The organism is Collinsella sp. SGI.033 (assembly GCF_050315135.1).
Taxonomy (GTDB): Bacteria; Actinomycetota; Coriobacteriia; order Coriobacteriales; family Coriobacteriaceae; genus Collinsella.
Genome location: NZ_JBNPOK010000022.1, coordinates 15,642 through 36,144 on the forward strand (window position 1 = coordinate 15,642; position 20,503 = coordinate 36,144).

The 20,503-nt window shown below is 58.9% G+C and carries 15 protein-coding genes and 1 tRNA gene; 6 read left to right on the forward strand and 10 right to left on the reverse strand.

The annotated features are described in order from the left end of the window. Nucleotides 1–30: 30 nt before the first annotated feature. Nucleotides 31–1,347: an ABC transporter substrate-binding protein gene (locus ACQRC0_RS07205; protein WP_427728940.1), complete on the reverse strand. Its 1,317-nt coding sequence runs from the start codon at nt 1,345–1,347 to the stop codon at nt 31–33. A gap of 291 nt (nt 1,348–1,638) precedes the next feature. Next, complete coding sequence (locus ACQRC0_RS07210) at nt 1,639–2,358, reverse strand: GntR family transcriptional regulator (protein ID WP_427728942.1); 720 nt, start codon at nt 2,356–2,358, stop codon at nt 1,639–1,641. 224 nt (nt 2,359–2,582) lie between these two features. Between ACQRC0_RS07210 and ACQRC0_RS07215 the strand changes: the two genes are divergently transcribed. The 4 genes from ACQRC0_RS07215 (at nt 2,583) to ACQRC0_RS07230 (ending at nt 7,335) form a co-directional block, all read left to right on the forward strand. Further along, the gene (locus ACQRC0_RS07215; RefSeq protein WP_427728944.1) at nt 2,583–5,036 is read left to right on the forward strand and encodes a PTS transporter subunit EIIC; all 2,454 of its coding nucleotides are present in this window, start codon (nt 2,583–2,585) and stop codon (nt 5,034–5,036) included. Between the two features lie 128 nt (nt 5,037–5,164). Beyond that, complete coding sequence (locus tag ACQRC0_RS07220) at nt 5,165–6,178, forward strand: polyprenyl synthetase family protein (protein WP_427728946.1); 1,014 nt, start codon at nt 5,165–5,167, stop codon at nt 6,176–6,178. A 138-nt stretch (nt 6,179–6,316) separates the two neighbouring features. Continuing rightward, nucleotides 6,317–7,222, forward strand: a complete 906-nt coding sequence (locus tag ACQRC0_RS07225; RefSeq protein WP_195838517.1) for a peptidoglycan-binding domain-containing protein — start codon at nt 6,317–6,319, stop codon at nt 7,220–7,222. 38 nt (nt 7,223–7,260) lie between these two features. Then, nucleotides 7,261–7,335: transfer RNA gene (locus tag ACQRC0_RS07230), tRNA-Gln, on the forward strand. 517 nt (nt 7,336–7,852) lie between these two features. Here the strand turns inward: ACQRC0_RS07230 and ACQRC0_RS07235 are convergent. Together ACQRC0_RS07235 and ACQRC0_RS07240 are read right to left on the reverse strand one after the other, a co-directional pair. Next, nucleotides 7,853–10,012 carry a hypothetical protein gene (locus ACQRC0_RS07235; protein ID WP_427728948.1) on the reverse strand — a complete coding sequence of 720 codons (2,160 nt, stop codon included), beginning with the start codon at nt 10,010–10,012 and terminating at the stop codon, nt 7,853–7,855. Nucleotides 10,013–10,196: 184 nt separating this feature from the next. Next, nucleotides 10,197–12,086, reverse strand: a complete 1,890-nt coding sequence (locus ACQRC0_RS07240; RefSeq protein WP_427728950.1) for a carbon starvation CstA family protein — start codon at nt 12,084–12,086, stop codon at nt 10,197–10,199. A 594-nt stretch (nt 12,087–12,680) separates the two neighbouring features. On the opposite strand from ACQRC0_RS07240, the gene ACQRC0_RS07245 reads away from it, so the two are divergent. Both ACQRC0_RS07245 and ACQRC0_RS07250 read left to right on the forward strand, forming a co-directional pair. Continuing rightward, nucleotides 12,681–12,956, forward strand: coding sequence for a type II toxin-antitoxin system Phd/YefM family antitoxin (locus tag ACQRC0_RS07245; RefSeq protein ID WP_152077364.1), 276 nt, complete (start codon nt 12,681–12,683; stop codon nt 12,954–12,956). Then, a complete protein-coding gene (locus ACQRC0_RS07250; protein WP_427728952.1) occupies nt 12,940–13,254 on the forward strand; it encodes a type II toxin-antitoxin system RelE/ParE family toxin in 315 nt (104 codons plus the stop codon). Before ACQRC0_RS07245 ends, ACQRC0_RS07250 begins: the two co-directional genes overlap by 17 nt. Nucleotides 13,255–13,525: 271 nt before the next feature. On the opposite strand, the gene tsaD is transcribed toward ACQRC0_RS07250, so the two are convergent. The 6 genes from tsaD to acpS are packed head-to-tail and all read right to left on the reverse strand — an operon-like array spanning nt 13,526 to nt 20,349. Next, nucleotides 13,526–15,910 carry a tRNA (adenosine(37)-N6)-threonylcarbamoyltransferase complex transferase subunit TsaD gene (tsaD, locus tag ACQRC0_RS07255; RefSeq protein WP_427728954.1) on the reverse strand — a complete coding sequence of 795 codons (2,385 nt, stop codon included), beginning with the start codon at nt 15,908–15,910 and terminating at the stop codon, nt 13,526–13,528. Continuing rightward, nucleotides 15,897–16,403 (reverse strand): tRNA (adenosine(37)-N6)-threonylcarbamoyltransferase complex ATPase subunit type 1 TsaE, encoded by a 507-nt coding sequence (gene tsaE, locus ACQRC0_RS07260; protein WP_154515158.1) that lies wholly within the window; start codon nt 16,401–16,403, stop codon nt 15,897–15,899. The genes tsaD and tsaE overlap by 14 nt, the downstream gene beginning before the upstream one ends. A gap of 12 nt (nt 16,404–16,415) precedes the next feature. Beyond that, nucleotides 16,416–17,036 carry a uracil-DNA glycosylase gene (locus tag ACQRC0_RS07265; RefSeq protein ID WP_154515160.1) on the reverse strand — a complete coding sequence of 207 codons (621 nt, stop codon included), beginning with the start codon at nt 17,034–17,036 and terminating at the stop codon, nt 16,416–16,418. Between the two features lie 8 nt (nt 17,037–17,044). Further along, nucleotides 17,045–18,190, reverse strand: coding sequence for an alanine racemase (gene alr, locus ACQRC0_RS07270; protein WP_427728957.1), 1,146 nt, complete (start codon nt 18,188–18,190; stop codon nt 17,045–17,047). Nucleotides 18,191–18,192: 2 nt separating this feature from the next. Further along, a complete protein-coding gene (locus ACQRC0_RS07275; protein WP_427728959.1) occupies nt 18,193–19,809 on the reverse strand; it encodes an NAD(P)H-hydrate dehydratase in 1,617 nt (538 codons plus the stop codon). Beyond that, entirely contained in the window at nt 19,810–20,349 is a 540-nt protein-coding gene (gene acpS, locus ACQRC0_RS07280) for a holo-ACP synthase (protein WP_427728961.1), read from the reverse strand. Nucleotides 20,350–20,503 lie beyond the last annotated feature (154 nt).

Consider the following 20,503-nt stretch of genomic DNA (forward strand, 5'->3'; position numbering starts at 1 on the left):
CGCTAATCAGATAGCTTGGGCAGCAACTGCTTACTCGGAAGCAGCCTTCTCGGTCTTCCAGCCATCCACGAAGGCGTTCTTGACGCCGTCCCACTTGGTGTTATCGGCAGCATAGGCAATCAGAGCCTGCTTGAGGTTCTTCTTCCACTCCTCAGAGGGGATGTAGACGAAGTCCCAAGCGACGGTCTTCTTGCCGTCCTTAGCCATGGCAACAGCCTGCTGCGAGAAGACGTTGGTGGTGTTCTTGGCGCTCTTGAACGGGGCAGTCAGGCCCATCTTGTCAGCGATGATGCTGGTGGCAGTGTCAGAAGTGACGCACCAATACATGAAGTCCTCGGTAGCCTTCTGGGCATCCTCGGAAGCCTGGGAGCTCACGCACCAGTAGTTCTCGCCGCCGGAGCACAGGCCCTGGTTCTCCTCGCCGTCGACACCGATGTAGATGGGCATCATGCCAATCTGATCGTCGGTCATACCGGCCTTGATGAGGTCGGCGTAGGCCCAAGAGCCGTTCTGATAGAAGACGGCCTTGCCGGTTGCGAACTCGTTGGTGGCGTCGTCGCCGGTCTTGGAGGCAAGCTGCGAAGGATCGCAGGTGGAGTCGGTGATGTACAGGTCGAAGATCTGCTTAAAGTTGTCGAGATACTCGCCCTTAATCTCGTCATCCTCCTGGTTGTGCTCCTTCTCGAACTCGTAGTAGAGCGGGAGGTTGGCGAGGTGGGTGGTGTAGCGCCAGCTGGAGGAGTCATCCATGCCGGCGGAAGTAAAGGCGCCCTCAACACCAAGCTCGTCCTTGCGGGCCTGAATGTCATCGGCGCAAGCCTTCAGCTTGTCGAAGGAGTTGATGTCCTCGGCCTTGTAGCCAGCCTTCTCGAGGAGTTCCTTGTTGTAAATGATGCCGTAGCTCTCCTGGACCCAGTCGATACCCAGATCCTTGCCGTCGGACTGCAGAGCCAGGGAGTCGTCAATGAGCTCACCGCGGACCTTGGTATCGGACAGGTCGGCGCAGTAATCCTTCCAGTTCTTAAGACCGGTGGGGCCGTTGACCTGGAACAGGGTCGGAGCGGAGCTCTTGGACATCTCGGACTTGAGCTTCTCCTCGTAGGTGTTGGAGGCGGCGGTCACGATCTTGACCTCGACGCCCTTCTCCTCCTTGTACGCCTTAGCGATCTCCTTCCACTCCTTGTCGACCTCGGGCTTGAATTGAAGGAAGTAGACCTCGGCAGCGTCACCAGAAGCAGAGGAGCCGGAGCCGGCAGAGCCACCGCAGCCCACGAGACCCAGGCCAAAGACCGTGGCCGCGGAGCCAGCGAAGCCCAGGAACTGCCTTCTGCTCATTTCGTTCTTCATTACAATCCACCCTTTCACACCGTGGCGGCACCCTTTGCCGCCGCCTTCGGAGATTGGTTCGGGGACTTTGCCCCTTTTTCTGATTTTTACAATACGCTATTTGGCCAGTTGTTTGAACAAGTATTACTAGAGCGGTAGAAAAACTTCGGTGAACGGTTCCTGATACATTCGTACTTGACAAATATTGTCTAAACAATTAAAGCGCCTATAGAAAAAGTGCCCCGTGCGGCCGATATCCCATCGACCGCACGGGGCACTTCATATCGAAACGCAAGCTTATGCGTCTGTTACCTATCGCTTGGAATTGATGCGATAATGGAAGATCTCGGGGTGTGTGCGAGCATGCGTCACCTCGAACAAGATGCCGTCCGAGGTGTACGACTGACTCTCCATGACGGCAACGCAGTTGTATTTGCCGAGGTCAAGATAGCTACAGTCTTCATCGTTGGCGAGCTCGACACTCACCGTACGGCGACTTGCCATCACTTTGATGCCGCGCTTGTGCTCCAGATAGTCGTAGATAGATTCTGCCGCGATCTCGGGGGTCAGACCCTTGGCGATCGATTCCAAAAAGTAGCCATGGTCCACTTGGCGCGCGCTGCCGTTGAGGCTTCGGACACGCACTACGCGAATCAGCTCCTCGCCCACCTTAAAGCCCAGGCGACGAGAGAGCTGCTCGGTGCAGACCAGATGTTCAAAGGACTTAACGTCCGTCGATGCAACGGCATTGTTGCGCTTTGCAAATTCGCCAAACGACTCGACTTCCTCGAGTGCGCCCAGCATGTCGGTTTCGCCCTTGAGCCAAATAACGCGTACGCCCTTGCCGTGTATGGGCTGCACAAACATCTCGTCGGCCAGCATACTCAAGGCGCGGCGGACGGTATTGCGCGTGCAGCCAAATTCCGCAGTCAGCTCGGCTTCGGTTGGCAGCATCTCCTGAAACGCATAGGTCCCGTTAATGATGCGCGAACGGATCTCGCGGTAGATTCCTTCGTAAATCGCTTTTGGCATGGCTTCACCTCTAATGAATATGTATGGCTAGGCACGATAGCATTTCTTGAGGTTGTTTAAACCGTCTATCGGCAAAGCACGGATTATTTACCGTCGACGGTTCCCCCGGCACCCAAATCGGACCGAATCAAAACCGTCAATGCGGCAAGCAGCCAGTCCTCTACAATGAGTTCATTGTTTAAACGTTCTTGCTCGCACAGCATGTTGCATCCGGAAGGCATATTATGCTGCAGAAAATCCAACGCTTTGGCGGGGCAATGTTCGCGCCCGCCATGCTGTTTTCCATATCGGGCCTTATGGTCGGCGTCTCCGCCCTCGCAACGTCTGCGGACATCGTCGGCGACCTCGCCGTATACGGAACCCCTTGGTATGTTTTTTGGGCTATCATCCAGCGCGGCTCGTGGACGGTCTTTAAACGCCTCCCACTGCTTTTTGCCGTAGCGCTGCCCATCGGCCTTGCCCAAAAGCAACCGGCGCGCTGCTGCTTCGAGGCACTCGTGGCCTATTTTGCCTATTGCTTCTTTTTAAGCGAGATCATTAAGCTGAGCGGCGACAACCTTGGACTTAAGTACCCGTCGTCTTTGACCTCCGCCAGCGGCATCACCGTCATCGACGGCATCAAGACGCTCGACACCGGCATTATCGGCCCGCTGGCGGTATCGGCCACCGTCGTCGCCATCCATGACCGCTTCTACGATGCCAAGGTTCCCGATTGGCTCGGTAATTTCTCGGGCTCCTCGCTGGTCTACCTCATTAGCTTTTTTGCCGTATTCGCTCTTGCCGCTATCTCGGCCGCCATCGTGCCCATCGTATACGCAATGACCGAAACACTGCGCCATGCACTTACGGGCGTCGGTCCCTTCGGCGTGGGCGCCTTTGTGTTTTTAGAGCGAGCACTCGAGCCCGTGGGGCTGCATCACCTGCTCTACATGCCAATCTACTACGACAATCTGGTTATTACCGATGGCATCTACGCCACGTGGACCAACTTGCTTCCCATCCTCTCGCACAGCACGCGCCCCCTCAACGAGCTAGCGCCCTGGGCTGGTTTCACCGCCACCGGTTGGGTCAAGCTCTTTGGTCTTCCCGCCATCGCCGTAGCGTTCTACACCACGGCCAAGCCCGAACGCCGTGCCAGCCTCAAGACCATCCTTCTGCCCGCCATCGTCGCCTCGATGGTCTGCGGCGTCACCGAGCCGCTCGAGTTTCTCTTTATGTTCACCTATCCCGGACTCTTTTTGCTCTACGCCGTCCTATCCTCCTGCCTTGCCATGGCCATGAACTTCTTTGGCGTCGTCGGCATCTTCTCGGGTGGCCTTATGGAGATGGCTGCCTTCAACTTTATCCCGCTCATGCGGACGCATGCCGGCTCCTACCTTTTGGCACTCGGAATCGGACTCGTCTTTAGCGTCATCTTCTTTCTGAGCTTTCGAGGTCTTATCCTGACCTTTGACCTTAAAACCCCGGGACGCGAGGACTACATTGCCAGCAACACGGCGCTCTCGCGCTTGACGGGAAACGACGTTGACGAAAAGCGCTTATCCGAAGCCGGCGCTTCCGACTGCCAGGCATCACAAGATCGTCTGCTCGCCGAGCAGGTTGTGGCGCTTCTGGGCGGCGTCTCCAACATTGTGGGCGCAACCAACTGCGCCACGCGGCTGCGCGTCGAAGTCGCGGACCCTTCTATCGTCGCGGACAACGCAACCTTTGTCGCAGCGGGCGCCAAAGGCCTCATCGTCACCGGCAAGACCGCCCAGGTAATCATCGGCGTCTCGGTCCCCCGCGTCAAAGAGCACTTTGATCGGATTATGGGACTCGAACCGGGTTTTGCATTTGCCACCCCGCTTTCTCATGCCGCCGATGACGCCAAAAAGCATGGCAATATCTGCTTCTTCGACATCGACGGTACGCTTGCCTGGCAAGATCCCAAACTTGCCCAAGAGCTCCCCGAGGGCGAGCGAGACCTTTCCCCCTATCCCAACGAAACGGTTGCACAGGCAATTCGCACGTTTGTCGCCAACGGCAACAAAGCCTTTATCTGCACGGGGCGCACCCTCAGCTGCATCCATCCCAAGCTGCTCGAGCTGCCGTGGGCGGGCATCGTATGTCTCGCGGGCGGCTACGCCGAACTCGAGGGGCGCATCGTACGAAATGCGGCCATAAACCCCGGTCTGCTACAGCGCCTCGCCCCCTATCTCGAACAATCGGGTGAGGTCATTCGCTTTGAGGGCATCGATCGCGTCGTGCGCATGAGCGCAGATGCCCCCGAGACGTACGGATACGCGCGCACCGTGGGCGACGCCGTCACGCAACTCAAGCACTACAACGCTTATAAAATTCTTATGTCCACACCGCTCGCCAACCGCATCGCCCAAGATGAAGAGCTTGGGCCTCTGCTCTGCCTCAACGAGCTCGAACTCGAGGTCACGGAAATCTCGCCTCGCGAGTGCACCAAACGGGCCGGAATCAAGGCCGTGCTTGACGCCCTGGGGCCAGATCACGGCACTGTGTACGGCATCGGCGACGCAAGCAACGACATCGCCCTCATGGAGGCGGTCGATGTTGGCGTCGCCATGGGCAACGCGCCGGACTTCCTCAAGGAAAAGGCCGACTACGTCACCGACAGCTTCGACCACGACGGCGTCGTCACCGCGCTCGAGCACTTTGGACTTATCTAGCCGCGCCTCTTGCCGCATTTGCGACAACATGGCTCAATCGTCTTCAACCGCCGCGCTCGATGCCCTAATGTGGCAATATGTTGTCTGCATAACGCAACGATGCAACCTAAGAAAGAATGCGAGAACCCGTGTCCAGTCCGTTTACCAGCTTTTTAGCCCAGCATTTTGACCAGATTAACGACTATCTGGCCACGTTCTTTGACGGACAGGCGACCTCTGCCGATATCGAGCGCTACCTGTACGCGCCGCTCTCGGCATTTACGGCCAATGCCGGCAAGCGCCACCGCCCGCTCATCTGCATGCTCGCCGCCACCGCAGTAGGCGGCAGCTTTGAGAGCGCCCGAAGCGCGGCGGCGGCCATCGAGCACTTTCAGTCGGGAGCGCTTATCCATGACGACATCGCCGACAACGGCCAGCTGCGCCGCGGCAAGCCCTGTATGCACCTTACCGAGGGTACGGGACTTGCCATCAACTGCGGCGACCTAGCGCTCACCATGGTTACCAAGACGGTTCTCGACGACCCCACGCTCGAGGCAGACGTGAAGCTCCGCGTGCTCCACGAGCTCACCGAGATGATCGTTCGCACCATCGAGGGTCAGGCGCTCGACCTGGGCTGGGTCCGCGATGGGCGCTTTGACATCTCGGTCGACGATTATCTGGACATGGCGACGCACAAGACCGCGTACTACAGCGGAGCCACGCCACTTGCCGCCGGAGCCATTATCGGTGGCGGCAGCGAAGACCAGATTGAGGCGCTGCGTGCCTTTGGCCTGCACACGGGCCTTGCCTTTCAGATCCAAGATGATCTGCTCAACCTTATTGGCACCAAGGAGGCCGCCAACAAGGACTTCCGCACCGATATCACAGAGGGAAAGCGCACGCTCGTCGCCGTGCATGCCCTGTCAGACGAGCGTTATCACGACGAAGTCGAGGCGATCCTTTCCTCGGGCACCGAGGACCCCGCGCAACTCGCACGCGCCGTGGAGATCTTCCAGCAGACCGGCTCTGTCGATTTCGCCCACACTTACGCACTCAACCTGACTGCCAAGGCCAAGGCCGCTATCGAAGGTGTCGAGCTCGACCCGCATGCACGCGAGCTGTTCGACTCTATGGCAGATTTCTTTGTGGAGCGCCTTAACTAGCGGGGGTTATAAAACCTGTCAGCAGCGTATTTGGGTACAACTTGCTACACTGTTGAGTGCATGTTTATGCAACCCTTTGCGTTGTCTATCCGACACACGCTCAAATAGTACGAATGGTACGCCGAAAGGGGCTCGTTCATGGAACCTATCACAACGGGCATGCAGGGAGCAGCCGTCGAGGACGTCCAGTCCCGCCTTCTGCAGCTCGGCTATACAATCGATGACGCCGAGGTCGCCGACAAGCGCTTTGGCACCACCACCGAGCAGGCTGTTGGCACCTTTAGGCTCGACAGCGGCCTTGCCGCTGGCTACGCCGTCGATATCCCCTGTTGGAGCGCCCTGGTAGACGCCTCGTATAAGCTGGGCGACCGCACGCTTTATCTGCGCATGCCCAATTTCCATGGTGCCGACGTTCGGGCCCTGCAGAGGGCACTCAACGTTTTGGGTTTTGCCTGCGGTGAGGACGACGGCTACTTTGGCCCGCACACCGAGGCGGCCTTGCAGCAGTTCCAAGAAAATGTCGGCCTGTTTGCCGACGGCATGGCATTCCAGGATACCTACGCCTATATCAACCGTCTGCATCACGTGTGGGAGGGCAAACCCTCGGTTACCGAGGCCGAGTCGCGCATCGGCTTTGCCCGCGCCGCCAACGTGCTCGAGCGCTTCCAGATTGCCGTCATCGGTGAGGACCCCATCGCACGCAGCGTTGCATCGCGCATGTGGAACATCGCCACGGCGACGACCGACAACAGCGGCATGATGCTTTGCGATTCCGAGGTTCCGACCGACGTGGACCTGGTACTCGAGATCGCAAGCGATGAGCTGCCCGCAGATGCAGCGCCGCGCGCCACGATTGCCCTTGCCGAATGTCACAACCTGGCGCAGCGCATCCGCACTGCCAATATCGCCGCGCAACAAAAGCCTGCACGTATCCGCATTGAGCTCACGGGCATGACGCGCTACAACGGAACCTTCACCGCAAGCGATGCACAGACACTCGCCGTACGCCTGCTCGATGGCGTTTGCGATGCCCTCGCAGATTAGGTAAACTAGACGAGCTGCTTTTGGGCAGCACCACACATTGGGACGTAGTTCAACGGTAGAACTCCGGTTTTTGGTGCCGGCTGTTGGGGGTTCGAATCCCTCCGTCCCAGCCAAGGTAACTGAGCGCCCCGGGCTTTCATCAGCCCGGGGCGCTTTCTTGTGGGCATGCGGAGGGATTCGAACCCGCAAGGGTGCGGAGCTGAGGAAACGCGAAGCGTTTTCCAGCGCAGCACGCAAGGAGCGGAGCGACGCAGCGGGGCGCGGCCGCCGGAAGGCGGACGCGGAATCCCTCCGTCCCATATCAACAACGGGCTCTCCGTATCTCAACCGGCACTTGGGGACGTTCCCAAAGTGCCGGCACTAAAGGAACGCCACCAAGTACCGGCTCATCCACCCTCAAAAGACAGACGCCCCAAGCCCGAAAGGACCAAGAGCGCCTTACATCAAGTAATATCAGCCCCGTTCCGAAAAGCGAGCCGTCATCTACAAAATGGCGCGTGGCCCCGGCGGGCCGGGCATTAAGTTTGTCGCGAGTTCCGCACGCAAAGAAGGCCACTTAATGTGGCCTTCTTCTTGCGCAGGACTGTAGAGCAGCAAACTTAATGCCCGGCCCGCCGGGGCCACGCGTCCCTAATTGTTCAGCATGCGGTCGAAGCTTCCCGAGTCGCCATCCCGATAGTCGGCGGTCATCAGAATCTCCTGCGGAATGCGACCTCCCTCGCGCAGCACATTGCGGAACTGCACGCGCGTGACCATAGGCAGATCCTTGATCGTCGCCGCCAAATTCTGCGGCACACCCTGATTGGCAGCCGCAGGCTCGCACTCGCCGCCAGCTTTCACGCGACGCTTGTGCTCGGCGAGCATGGCACGATACATGCCGGCATGCAAGCGAATCTCAACCACATTGGCATTGCGGGCCTGCTCGACGATGCGCGCACCCTCTCGGTCGATATCGCCCACGTAGTAGACATAGTTAAAGCGATAGCCGATCTCGGCCAGATAATCATCCAGTGCGTGCGAGACGCTCGCCTTGCAGCCACCGCCAAAGATCACGCCACCCACCTTGGTGCCAAAAAGCTTAGCGTGCTTGCGGCCGCGCAAGAGCTTGACGATCTCGTCATAGGTGTCTAGGTTCTCGACCATAATGAACGGCTTGTCGGCGCCCAGCGTAAAGAAGCCCGTAAAGTGCACGGGGCGGTTGGGGGCGACCTTAATCGCCTGCATGCTGATGCCCTTTTCGGTCATACGCCGAATCAGGCGCTCGCCGTGTTTACCGTCAAAGGCCTTCTCATCGTTAAAAATCTGGTAGGCGCGCTGGCGACGCGAAGCGACCGGCGTGTCGGCACCGCGATTCTGCTCAATCCAAGCCTGGATGATCGCAATCTCCTCGGCAATCTTGCGGTTGGACATCTCGTTGTGCTGAGTGCGCTGCGAAACCTTTTTGCCGTCCTTGCCCTCAACCTTAACGATTTGAGTCTGTTGCTCCTTAATATTGGAGAGTGCAGCAGGTGTGGGAACGACCTTGAGCAGCCGCCTGCCCAGGACACGGGCCAGAGCAAACGCCGAAACCTCGCCATGAGCGGTCGACTCAGGCTGCTGGGCGGTCGCATCGTTTGCAGTCGGTTTGGGCTGCGTCTGGGATTTGCACTTGGAATCTGTCCGAGTATTGCGCTCTTGCTTTGGCGCGGACGAGCCCTTTTGCGAACGCTCAGGCTTGCCCCCCTTTACTGGCTGGCGCTTGGGCTGCTCCGCCGGGATCTCAGCCTTCGCATCCTTGTTTTGCCCCGCTGCCTGCTCGGCCACGGATTCGGCATTTGAGCCACGGCCGCCACGGTGACGACGACGAGGCTTGCTCGAAGCGCTCTCCCCCGCTTTCTCGCCCGCAGACTGCTGGCCTCGGGGCTTGACATCGCCCGCAGGCCGCGGCTCAACAGGCTTCTGCTCACGGACCATCGGCTCGGCAGCCTTCTCAGCCTTCTCCGCTGGTGCAGCGGGAGCCTGGTCGGTCTTTTCTTGACGCCTTGCGGGATACGCACGACCCATAAAGCCGCGTCCGGGACGGCATGAACCCGGAGCCTTCTTGACGGGCTCCTCGGGTGCACCAGCAGCCTCGACGGACTCCTGAACGTCGCACACAACACCTCCCTGCTCGGCCTTAAAGTGAGCACCGCGACGACGCTTGGGCTCCTGGACCTCAGCGGCGCACTGCGGCTCGGTAACAGCCTCATCCTCGACGGGCTCGACATCCGTCGCATCCTTTTGAGCCACGGCGCGACGGAAGCGCTCCTGCTGGGCACGGCGCTGCGCATCGCGTTTACCGCCCCCGCCAAAACCGCCGCGGCCCGCCTTGGCCGTAAAGGCGCGAACGACGCTCTCGTCAAGCAGCTCATCGGTGTCGACGTTCTCGCGCGGAGCCGTTTCCACCGCAACAGGTGCCTCGACAACGTCCTCGACGGCCTCTTCGGCAGCCTCGGCAGGCTGCTCCTGGACATCGCGAATCTCGGCATTAATGGTATAGAACGCTGGGCGCCCGTTAACGCCGCTGCCCTCGATCTTGGTAACGATCTTTGCCGCGATAAGCTCATCGCGCATCGCCTTGGTGTCACATTCCTTATCGACGGAACGGAAAATCTGTGCCAGCGCGCTCGACTTGATCTTGAGCGCCTTGCGGCAGAGCAGGTCGTAGGCAACCAGCTTGGCACGCTCGGCAGAAAGCGACGTCTGGCTGCTCAGACGCTCAGCCAGGGCATCGATGTTGTTTTGGTTATCGGAATATACCGTCTTGGCCACGGGGCCCCTTTCATATGTACACATATACGTCTATATGGTACAACGCACGCCCCTATCCACGCAAAACATCTGCGAGAACACCCGGGCACACTAGCTATTGCATGGAAAAAAAGGCCGAGCCCGCGCAGTTGCGGACCCGGCCTTTCCGAGTCATATAGATGTGACGTTCAATCCGTTAGGTCGATTAGGCCTTGGCGGCCTCGGCGCCTGCGGGAGCCTCGGCAGCAGCAGCGCGACCATACTCGGCCTTGCCCATCTCGGACCACTCGGGCTCCTCGTCGGGCATGGAACCGGCCTCCTTGCCGAAGAGCTCCTTGAGGCAGTTGACGGCAACGATGAGGCCCAGGACCATCAGCAGGACGGCAAAGACGAGCTGCAGGCCCTTGGTGGCGGCGACGGAGACGGCGGCCGTAGTGGCGGTAGCTGGGATGGTACCGAAGAAGCCGTAGGCCTGGACGGCGGTCATGCAGCCCATGGCGCTCTGGACCAGCGAGGTAAAGGTGCAGCAGAGCAGGAAGGCGACGGGCACGTAGAGCATCCAGCCCTTGCGACCGGTGCACTTGCAGAACACGGCAAGGGTGATCATGGTCATGCCGCCGAGCAGCTGGTTGGAAGCACCAAAGAGCGGCCAGATGTTGGCATAGCCACCAAAGGCGAGGGCGAGGCCGGGGAGCAGGGTGACAACCGTGGCGAACCAGGGGTTGCCGAGGACCTTCATGTAACCGGCCTTGGACTCGATGGCCAGGGCGTCGTTGGTCTGGGCAAAGAACTCGGAGAACGAGGTGCGGGCGATGCGGGCAACGGCGTCGAGCGAGGTCAGGGCCAGAGCGGAGACGTTCATGGTCATAAAGACGGTAGCAAGCGTGCCGTCAACGCCGAAGGCCTGCATACCGCGAGAAATGCCAGCAGCGAAGATCTGGAACGGGGTGGAAGCGACGCCGGCGTTGAGGGCGCCGGTACCGGCAGTGTTCATGTCGGAGAACATGATGCCGGCGACGATGATGGCGAGGATGCCGACGAAGGACTCGACGATCATGGCGCCATAACCGACCGTGACGGCGTCCTGCTCCTTCTCGACCTGCTTGGAAGAGGTGCCCGAAGAAACGAGGCTGTGGAAACCGGAGAGAGCGCCGCAGGCAACGGAGACAAACAGGACCGGGAACATCATGCCCGAGGCATTGCTAAAGCCGGTGAAAACCGGAGCGGTGATGGTGGCCTGGCCGTTAACGCCCAGGACGACGATGCCGAGGACAGCACAGACAATCATGACGATCATCATGATGGAAGTGAGGTAGTCGCGAGGGGTCTTGAGCATCTGGATGGGCATGGCACCGGCAAAGACCAGGTAGACCATGACGACGGCGAACCACTGGAGCTTGTCCAGGTAAACCGGGAACTGCATACCGACGGCAAACATGAGGACCATGAGCACCACGCCGGTGACGAACTCGGCAGCGCCGGTGAGGTTGAACTTCTTCTGAGCCCAACCAAAGGCCATGGCGACGAAGGTGAACAGGATGGAGATGGTGCCAGCGCAGCCAGCGGCATAGGACTTGGTGAAGTCGATGGCACCGGTGGCAGCGCCAGAGGCGTCAACGACCGGGGTGAACATGAACGTCTTGCAGACCATGTCGGTAAAAGCGGCGATGACGATGATGCAGAACAGCCAGCAGAACAGCAGGAACAGGCGACGGCCGGTCTTGCCGATGTACTTCTCGATGAGCTGAGCCAAGGACTTGCCGTTGTTCTTCATCGAAGCGTACAGGGCGCCAAAGTCGTGAACGGCGCCAAAGAAGATGCCGCCGACGAGGACCCAGAGCACGACGGGCAGCCAGCCGAAGGCCATGGCGACGATCGTACCCGTAACAGGGCCAGCACCGCAGATCGAGCTGAACTGATGCGAGAACGCGGTGAAGGCGGAGACGGGCGAGAAGCTCTTGCCGTCCTTCATGCGCTTGGCAGGCGTGAGAGCCTCTTTATCAACGCCCCACTTGTTAGCCAGCCAGCGGCCGTAGCCCAGATAGCCGCAGGCGAGCACCGCCGCGGCCACAACCATAAGCAAAACTCCGTTCATTACATTTCCTCCTCTAAAAAGAACTTCCTAGACATAAAAAATGAGGGCCGTCGGTTGCGCTCGACGGCCCTCATCTTCATCAGCCGCCCGTTATCGTACGGGCTAGCTGTATGTGCTAACCCGCATCAGATAATTACTACGCTGATAATGTTTAGCTGATGCGTGAACATGTCTAAGAAATCCTCTTCAATCATGATGCGAACGAACCGTGCGTGTTCACATCCCCCAGTGGATGAAAAGGAGTATGAAACTTTAGTTGCCTAAAGTCAACGCAAATATGTAATGGATTTTCAACTTTATTTGAATTTCTCGGTATAAAACGTCACTGACCTCGGACTTTACCGAACGACAGTTTTTGCTTGAGAGATGCTCCTCGGGGGCGGGGCGGGCGCCTGCCGCCATATATGAACTTTCCTGCTCGGACAGTCCTGCTCACGACGGAGGCCACATTAAGTGGCCTCCTGTTCGTGCGGAACTCGCGATAAAGTTCATATATGGCGGCAGGCGCCCGCCCCGCCCCCGAGGAGTTCCCATCCCAAATCTCAACTCTGTTATCATAATTACGATAATATCCTGATAGCTCAGGAGGTAGCTGTGAATATTAGGCCAGTCTCAGATCTTAGAAATCACTACCCGGATGTTGAACGCGAAGTCGAACAGGAGGGTCCGGTTTTTCTAACTAAAAACGGGCGGGGCTCTATGGTCGTCATGAGCTTTGAGCAGTACAAGTCACTGAGCAATACAATCGAGAGCGCACTTGATGCCGCTGATCGTCAGGCTGCCAGCATGCAACTTCGCTATACACACGACGATGTCTTTGGCTCTGTCAGAAAAATGCTCGACGGCGGTCTCGATGAACAGGCACTATAAGCGCCGCTATCTTCCCCTATTTTGGGAGGACCTCAGCCAAGCAGCGTCATATATCGCCTTTGATCTCAATAACCCCGCTGCAGCAAATAGGCTTGTCGACAATGTTGAAGCAGGCATACTCGAGCATCTCAAGAATCCAACCATGTCACCAACATACCCTTCGACAAGAAGACGGTTGCACCCGTATTACCGCTTCTACGTTGGCAACTACATGGTTTTTTATGTCGTCATCGACGACGTCATGGAAGTCCGCCGACTGCTATATAAAAGCCGAGATATTGAGTCGATTATCAGGTAGGTTTCTTTCAGCTAAAGCACGCCGTAAATTCGACGCAGGCTGGCTAACCTTGCCGGACGTTGTCGACGCCGATCCAGCTCAGTAGCTGCATCGATACAGAAAGGTTCCCGACGCTGCCCGGGCGCCAGCGGCCGCATATGAACTTTATCGCGAGTTCCGCACGAACAGGAGGCCACTTAATGTGGCCTCCGTCGTGAGCAGGACTGTAGAGCAGGAAAGTTCATATGCGGCCGCTGGCGCCCGGGCAGCGTCGGGGACCGCACCCATACGACTACAGCGTCATGTTTGGATCGGCGTCGACGTCGAACGGCGAGATTTCACCTCGGTCGAATTTGCGGCGAGCGACCTCCGCAATCATGGCGGCGTTGTCAGTACAGGCCGAGAGAGGCGGCACCGTTACGCGAATCCCCTGACGCCCGAGTTTCTTAATCATCATCTCGCGCAGATGCGGGTTGGCCGAGACGCCGCCACCGATGCAATACTCCTTGCACCCGGTGGCGTGCAGGGCGTTCTTGGCCTTCTTGTACTGCACGTCAAAGACCGCCGCCTCAAACGAAGCCGCCAGGTCGGGCAGGTGAATCGTGCGCCCAGCCTTGGTCTCCTGCTCAATATAGAGCGTCACCGCCGTCTTGAGGCCCGAAAGCGAGAAGCGGTAGTCTCCCCTGCTGTTAAGCGCACGGGGAAAATCGATCGCGCGGGGATTGCCCGTCTCGGCGAGCTTGGAGATGATGGGGCCGCCGGGATAGCCCAGGCCCAGCGCCTTGGCAACCTTGTCGAAGGCTTCGCCCACGGCGTCGTCCAGCGTCTCGCCAAGCACCTCGTAGTCGCCCCACGCCTTTACGTGCACGAGCATGGTGTGCCCACCCGAGACAAGCGTAAAGATAAACGGCGGCTTAAGGTCGGGCTGCGCCAGCAGGTTGGCGAACAGGTGACCCTCCAGATGATTGACGCACACGAGCGGTTTACCGGCAGCATACGCAAAGCCCTTGGCAAAGGCGACGCCCACCACCAGGGCACCCACCAGGCCCGGGCCTTGCGTCACACCCACGGCGGCAAGCTCACTTGGCGCAATCGCTCCACCCTCAAGGCCAAGCGATACCGCGGCATCTTCAAGCGCCGCATCTACGACACTCACAATCACCTCGACATGCTTGCGCGAGGCGATCTCGGGCACCACGCCGCCAAAGCGAGCATGAAAATCAATCTGCGTCGACACCTGGTTGGCCAGCATATTGCCGTCCGCATCGATAATCGCAACAGCCGTCTCGTCGCAAGAGCTCTCGATGGCAAGAACTAGGCGACGGCGCTCGATTTCGGCACGCTCCTCGGCGGTGCGCTCGGGCTCAGGCAGCGGCCAGACGCGCTGCTCGGCAGCCGTTGGCTCGGGCGAGGCATTGTCGAGAGGAAGCACCAGGGGCAGCGACGCCGTCATGACGATGGCATCCTTGCCGACGCCGTAGTAGCCACGGCGACGACCCGCCTCGGTAAAGCCCAAGGCGCTATAGAGCGCAATCGCACCCTCGTTGCCGTCCTCAACCTCAAGCGAAGCAGTGGTGCAGCCGAGCATCTGGGCGTCATAGCTCACGTGCGACAGCAGCTTGCGGGCAATGCCCTCGCGACGATGAGCAGGATCAACTGCGACGTCCATAATCTGAACGTCACCGTCGACGACCATGCCGCCGGCAAGCCCCAGCAGCTGACCGTCGTCGTGCGCCACCCACCAGCTACGCGGTGCGGCAACGCCCTCGCCCAGCTCGGACAGGAACATGCCCGGCGTCCACGCCTCGTGTCCGGCGCCTTCAAAGCAGGCGGCCTCCAATGCGCTCGCGCCCTCGGCATCCGCCGCGCCCATGGGACGGAACTGCAGATGGCGACCGGCGAGCTCGTCGGCAACACCCGTAATCTCGCTCTGGGCGCTCTCGGCAAGCCCAAGGCGCTTACGCTCATTTTCCTCGGCATCCGAAAGACGCGTGTAGATCGGCAAAACGCGAGCCGGATTACCGTCGCCCGCGGCGTGCGCCATCAGAAGGCCCTCGCCCGAGGGCCACCACAGGTCTCGCTCCACGCAGCGCGCAGTCTCGTCCTCACTCAGCAGCTTGCCATAACGTACGAGACCGTCACCAGTCAGCTTAACCTGGCTCCAGTCCGCGGCCTGGCGCCACTCATCAAGCGCCACGGCGGCTTTGACCACGTGTTCGCGCTCAAACAGACGCTCGGGACCTTCGTCCCCCAGCACGTACAGAGCCGGATACACCTCGCCACGCATGGCGTCGGCAAGAACACCAAGCTTGCCGCGCACGCCAGCCTTCCACGCCGTCCAGGCGCAAGCGTCAAGTGTCGACACGCCCAGCAACGGCACGTTGGCACCGCGCGCCAGACCCTTAGCGGTCGAGATGCCAATGCGAACGCCCGTAAACGAACCCGGGCCGCGTCCAACCACATAACAGCCGACATCGCCGCGATTCAGCCCGGCCTGCGCCAACACGTCATCGACGGTATTCACAAGTTCCACGTTGGCATGGCGACGACACAGATGGTCCCCGCTCACCAGCTTCGCCTCGCCCGTCTGCTCATCAATCCAGCTTGCCGCGCAGGCAAGCATGTCGGTCGAAGTATCGAGCGCCACTACCAGCGCGTTGTCGTTATGCAAGCTCATCTTGTACAGCCTTATCAATCAAATCGAAAAGCTCCGTCGCGCGCTCGCCGTGCGCCTCGAGCGCGATCGTTCGCACGTCGCTATCGTCCTCATCGCGCCTAAGCGTCACCGAGAGATACTCATCCGTCAGCTCGTCCTGAAACTGCTCGCCCCATTCCAACAGGCAAGCGCCCTCATAGCCGAGCACGTCAAAAATGCCCGTATCCTCGAGCTCGTAGGCATGCTCCAAGCGGTACAGATCAAAATGGAACAGCGGAATACGCCCCTGGTCGTGAACGGCCATGAGCGCGAACGTAGGACTCGTGACCATATGCTCATCGCCCAAGCCGCGCGAGACGCCCTTGGTAAAGTGGGTCTTTCCCACGCCCAAGCCGCCGGTCAGTATCAGCACATCGCCATTTTCTAGACACGGTGCAACCAACTCGCCAAATTGCTCCGTATCGGCAGTACGAGCCGTTTTGTAGGTACCTAGCCCCAGGCGCTCCAGGGACATATACGCTCCTTATTATTCCGAGGCGCCCTCTGGCGCGGGGTGTCGCACCAGATAGTCGCCCAGCATCTTAAAGTCTTCCTCCAGCAACTCCTGCCACGCCGGATTGCGCAGCGCCGCCGCGGGATGAAACGTCGGCATCACCACAAAGTGCCCCATCTGATGGAACCTGCCGCGCAGCTTGGTAATGCCAATCTCGGTCTTGAGCACAAAGTGCGTTGCGGGATTGCCGAGCGTCACGATGATATCGGGCCAAATGCTTCGAATCTGCTCGCGCAAAAACGGTGAGCAAGCAAGCACTTCCTCGGGACGCGGATTGCGGTTTCCCGGCGGGCGACATTTAAGCACATTGGCGATATAGACATCTTCACGCTTAAGGCCCGCCAGGGACAGAATGCCGTTGAGGTCTTCACCCGCCGCCCCCACAAAGGGCTCGCCCTGTAAATCCTCGTTACGGCCCGGCGCTTCACCAATAAACATCACGCGAGCGCGGGGGTTTCCCACCCCAAACACGATATTGTGGCGCGACTGGTAAAGCTGGCAAAGGCGGCAATCACCCAGGACGGCCTCGATCTCCTCGAGTGCAACTTCGCGCGGCGCCTGATGGCTATGGCCGGGGATGTGCATAACGCCCATAGCGGCTCCTACACGTAGACCTTGTCGAGACGCATGCCAAAGCCGCAGGCGACCTCGTAGTTGATCGTGCCGCGCAGGCGCGCCATCTCATCCATGGTAATCTCGGCATCGCCATCGCGACCGATAATTATCATCTCGTCGCCATGTTCGGCCTCGGGAATCTCGTGAGCCGGGTTGGACTGAATGGCAACCATAAACTGATCCATGCAGATATTTCCGACCTGACGCACGCGCTCACCGCGATACAGCACGTCCATACGATTGGAAAGCGTGCGCGAAAGGCCGTCGGCATATCCGATCGGCAGCGTGCAGATCTGAACGCGTGTGCGCGGTACGCGGTAGGTAAAACCGTAGCCTACGCCCTCGCCCATCGCAGGATGCGCCACGCGCGTCACGCGCGCATGAACGCTCATAACGGGATCAAGCCGCATCACGCGGCCGCTCAGCTCGCACGGCTGCATGCCATACAAGCCAACGCCAGCGCGAATCATATCAAAATGCATCGAGGGGTCGAGCATCGAGGACGGCGTGTTGGCACAGTGCACGATGCCGCACTCAAAACCCGCATCCTTAATGGCCTGAACGGCCTCGGTAAAGCGCTGGCACTGCAGCTTGTAGTCCCAACCCGATGGTTCGTCGGCCGTGGCAAAGTGCGTAAATACGCCGTCGCACTGAATACCACGATGGAAATTAATACCGCGGACAAAGTCGAGCACCTGCGTGTAGTGAACGCCGATGCGGTTCATACCCGTCTCGATGGCAAGATGATACTTGCCCACCTTGCCCGCCGCGACGGCACATTCACCATACGCAAGAGCAAAATCGGACGTATAGACCGAGGGCATGATATCGAACTCGAGCAATGAAGGAATAGCCTCGATGGGAGGCTCGCTTAGAATCAGGATGGGTTTGGTGATTCCGCCCTGGCGCAACTCAATACCCTCGCTGACCGTCGCCACGGCAAACATGTCGGCACCGGCCGAATACATGATCTTGGCGCACTCGACGGCTCCATGACCATAAGCATCGGCTTTAACCACGCAGCACAGGCGCTGACGCGGATCTAGCAAGTTCTTATAGGCCCTCGTATTGCGGCGGAGCGCCCCGCGGTCGATCTCGACCCAGGACCAACGCGTCAAATCGGCTTTATTCATGATTAGTCATCCGACCCTTCGTCCATGATTCCCAGATCATCGAGCGCATCCTTTGCCGCCAATTCCATGGCGGGACCGATCAAGTCGATAAGATCGGTCGCGATAACGCTCTTCTCGCCATACTCCGTCGCCGCAGCAAAGCCGGCATAGCTGTGGAGTGCGACGGCATACGAGTACAGCAGCTCCCAACGGTCCATCTCGTCACGCATGGTCGCAAGCGTTCCTGCAAGGATACCTGCGAGGACATCACCCGAGCCAGCGGTCGCCAACGACGCTGGGCCCGAAAGCGGCAGCAGCACGCGCTCGACGCCGCAAATGGCCGTCGTCGGGCCCTTAGCGATAACAACGAGATTATCGGAACCGGCAGCCCAGACAATCTTTTGAGCAGCGGCAATAGCAGTGCCAAGATCATTGACCTCGTCGCCGGCAACGAGACGCGAAAGCTCGCGATAATGCGGCGTCATAACGAGCGGCTGCTCGCGACGGTACATCTCGGGATTACTGTCGATGCCGTCGATTGCAATCTTGGCAAGGCAGTTGAGCGCATCTGCATCTAGGATAAGCGGCACATCGAGCTCAAGCAGGCCCGAAACGACTTGCATCGATCCGGCAGACGTCGTCATGCCAGGCCCACACACAACGCAGCTGTACTTCTTAGCAATCTCGCACACTGTCATACGCGCAGCAGCACCAAAAGATCCACGGGAATCAGACGGAATGGCGAAAACGGGAATCGACGGGAGCGCCATACGAATAAGGTTGGCGCACGCATCGGGCGTCGCAACGGCCACATAACCGGCACCAGCACGAGCGGCAGACTTTGCGGCCATGATGGCGGCACCAGGATATTGTGCCGACCCGGCAACGATGAGCGCAGAGCCGCGCGAATACTTATCGATATTCGTGGGCAGCGGGGCAAAGTAGTCCACCAGATCACCGGGCTCAACGATCTCGGCAGCATGATCGACATCATCGATGACTTCGTCGAGGCGGTCGTACAGACCGCCACACACCAGGTCGCCAGCATACTCCGGACCGTCTGCGCTGTAGAGGCCGATCTTAGGGGCAATCATCGTCACGGTACGCTCGGCACGGATGCAGTCGTCATCCACAACGCCCGTCTCGGCATTCAGGCCCGAGGGAACATCGATAGAAACAACGTGATCGGCGCACTCGTTAACCGTAGGAATCCAAATAGAAAACGGCGCACGAAGGTTGCCGTGAAAACCGGTACCAAAAATAGCATCGACCACGACATCCGCTTTGTTAATGAGAACCTCTAGCTCGTCTCGCGAAGGCCCAACGCACACATGAACGTCGCGACCGGCGGTGCGACGGGCAACATGACGAGCAAGGGCAGCAGGAATCTCATCCGGCTCAACTGGAGAAACGATATCAACATCAACGCCCTTATGGGTCAGGATATCCGCAGCGACCCAACCGTCACCGCCATTGTTGCCAAAGCCGACCAGCACAAGAACGCGATCAGGGTTGAGCTTTAAAATCTCGTTGGCGGCAAATTCACCTGCCAACTCCATGAGCTCGGCCTTCGAGGTGCCCTCGCGCTCGATAATATCCTCGAGGCGAACGACTTCCTCGGTACTCAAAACCGGTTTCATCTATGCTCCTTGCGTATCTTGCGGATCATCGATCAAATGCTCCGACAAAGCAGATTGTTGCAGCTGTTCAAGCTCATCCAATACAGAACGAGCCTCTTTAAATGTCTGGGCAACGCGCTCCTTGGTGCTCATTTTTTCTTCCTTAGGCTTAGGTCGAGCATCCTCGGTGATCGCAATGGCATTAGCGACAGCCAAGTCACCCGTAAGGGTAATAGAAAGAGCAACCTCGACAACACCCAAATCCTGGGCGATTTCGAGAGCGCGACCAGAAAGCAGAGCCTTTGGCTTGCCGAGCCTATCGCGTGTTACGGAAACGTCCTTACGTCCAACGCCCTGACTAAACCCCGTTCCAAGTGCCTTAAGTACCGCTTCGCGAGAGGCAAAGCGGCTGGCATAATGAGCGGCAGGGCGAGACGACGCATCGCAATACGCACGCTCTTCATCGGTAAACACGCGCCGGGCAAACGACGGCGTCTTCTCAAGGATTGATTTCATTCGGGAAATCTCGACGATATCAACGCCGATACCAGCTTCAGCCATGTTCACCTCCATGCTACACAGACTACGATATTGTAGCCCGTTCAAAGAAGATGCGACAAACGAGGGTTATAAAACACAGCTACTATGTGAGACAAATTGCCTGAGAAACGAAAAAGGGGGAGGCCGCGAGGCCTCCCCCTTCTCAGGTCCTTCG

What these genes read in the sequence shown, in the direction of transcription:
- ACQRC0_RS07215 (WP_427728944.1), top strand. Translation starts at nt 2,583, where the DNA reads ATGCTGCAGAAAATCCAACGCTTTGGCGGGGCAATGTTCGCGCCCGCC.
- alr (WP_427728957.1), bottom strand. Translation starts at nt 18,190, where the DNA reads ATGAATAAAGCCGATTTGACGCGTTGGTCCTGGGTCGAGATCGACCGC.
- acpS (WP_427728961.1), bottom strand. Translation starts at nt 20,349, where the DNA reads ATGGCTGAAGCTGGTATCGGCGTTGATATCGTCGAGATTTCCCGAATG.
- ACQRC0_RS07205 (WP_427728940.1), bottom strand. Translation starts at nt 1,347, where the DNA reads ATGAAGAACGAAATGAGCAGAAGGCAGTTCCTGGGCTTCGCTGGCTCC.
- ACQRC0_RS07210 (WP_427728942.1), bottom strand. Translation starts at nt 2,358, where the DNA reads ATGCCAAAAGCGATTTACGAAGGAATCTACCGCGAGATCCGTTCGCGC.
- ACQRC0_RS07240 (WP_427728950.1), bottom strand. Translation starts at nt 12,086, where the DNA reads ATGAACGGAGTTTTGCTTATGGTTGTGGCCGCGGCGGTGCTCGCCTGC.
- ACQRC0_RS07275 (WP_427728959.1), bottom strand. Translation starts at nt 19,809, where the DNA reads ATGAAACCGGTTTTGAGTACCGAGGAAGTCGTTCGCCTCGAGGATATT.
- ACQRC0_RS07225 (WP_195838517.1), top strand. Translation starts at nt 6,317, where the DNA reads ATGGAACCTATCACAACGGGCATGCAGGGAGCAGCCGTCGAGGACGTC.
- tsaE (WP_154515158.1), bottom strand. Translation starts at nt 16,403, where the DNA reads ATGTCCCTGGAGCGCCTGGGGCTAGGTACCTACAAAACGGCTCGTACT.
- ACQRC0_RS07265 (WP_154515160.1), bottom strand. Translation starts at nt 17,036, where the DNA reads ATGGGCGTTATGCACATCCCCGGCCATAGCCATCAGGCGCCGCGCGAA.
- ACQRC0_RS07250 (WP_427728952.1), top strand. Translation starts at nt 12,940, where the DNA reads ATGAACAGGCACTATAAGCGCCGCTATCTTCCCCTATTTTGGGAGGAC.
- tsaD (WP_427728954.1), bottom strand. Translation starts at nt 15,910, where the DNA reads ATGAGCTTGCATAACGACAACGCGCTGGTAGTGGCGCTCGATACTTCG.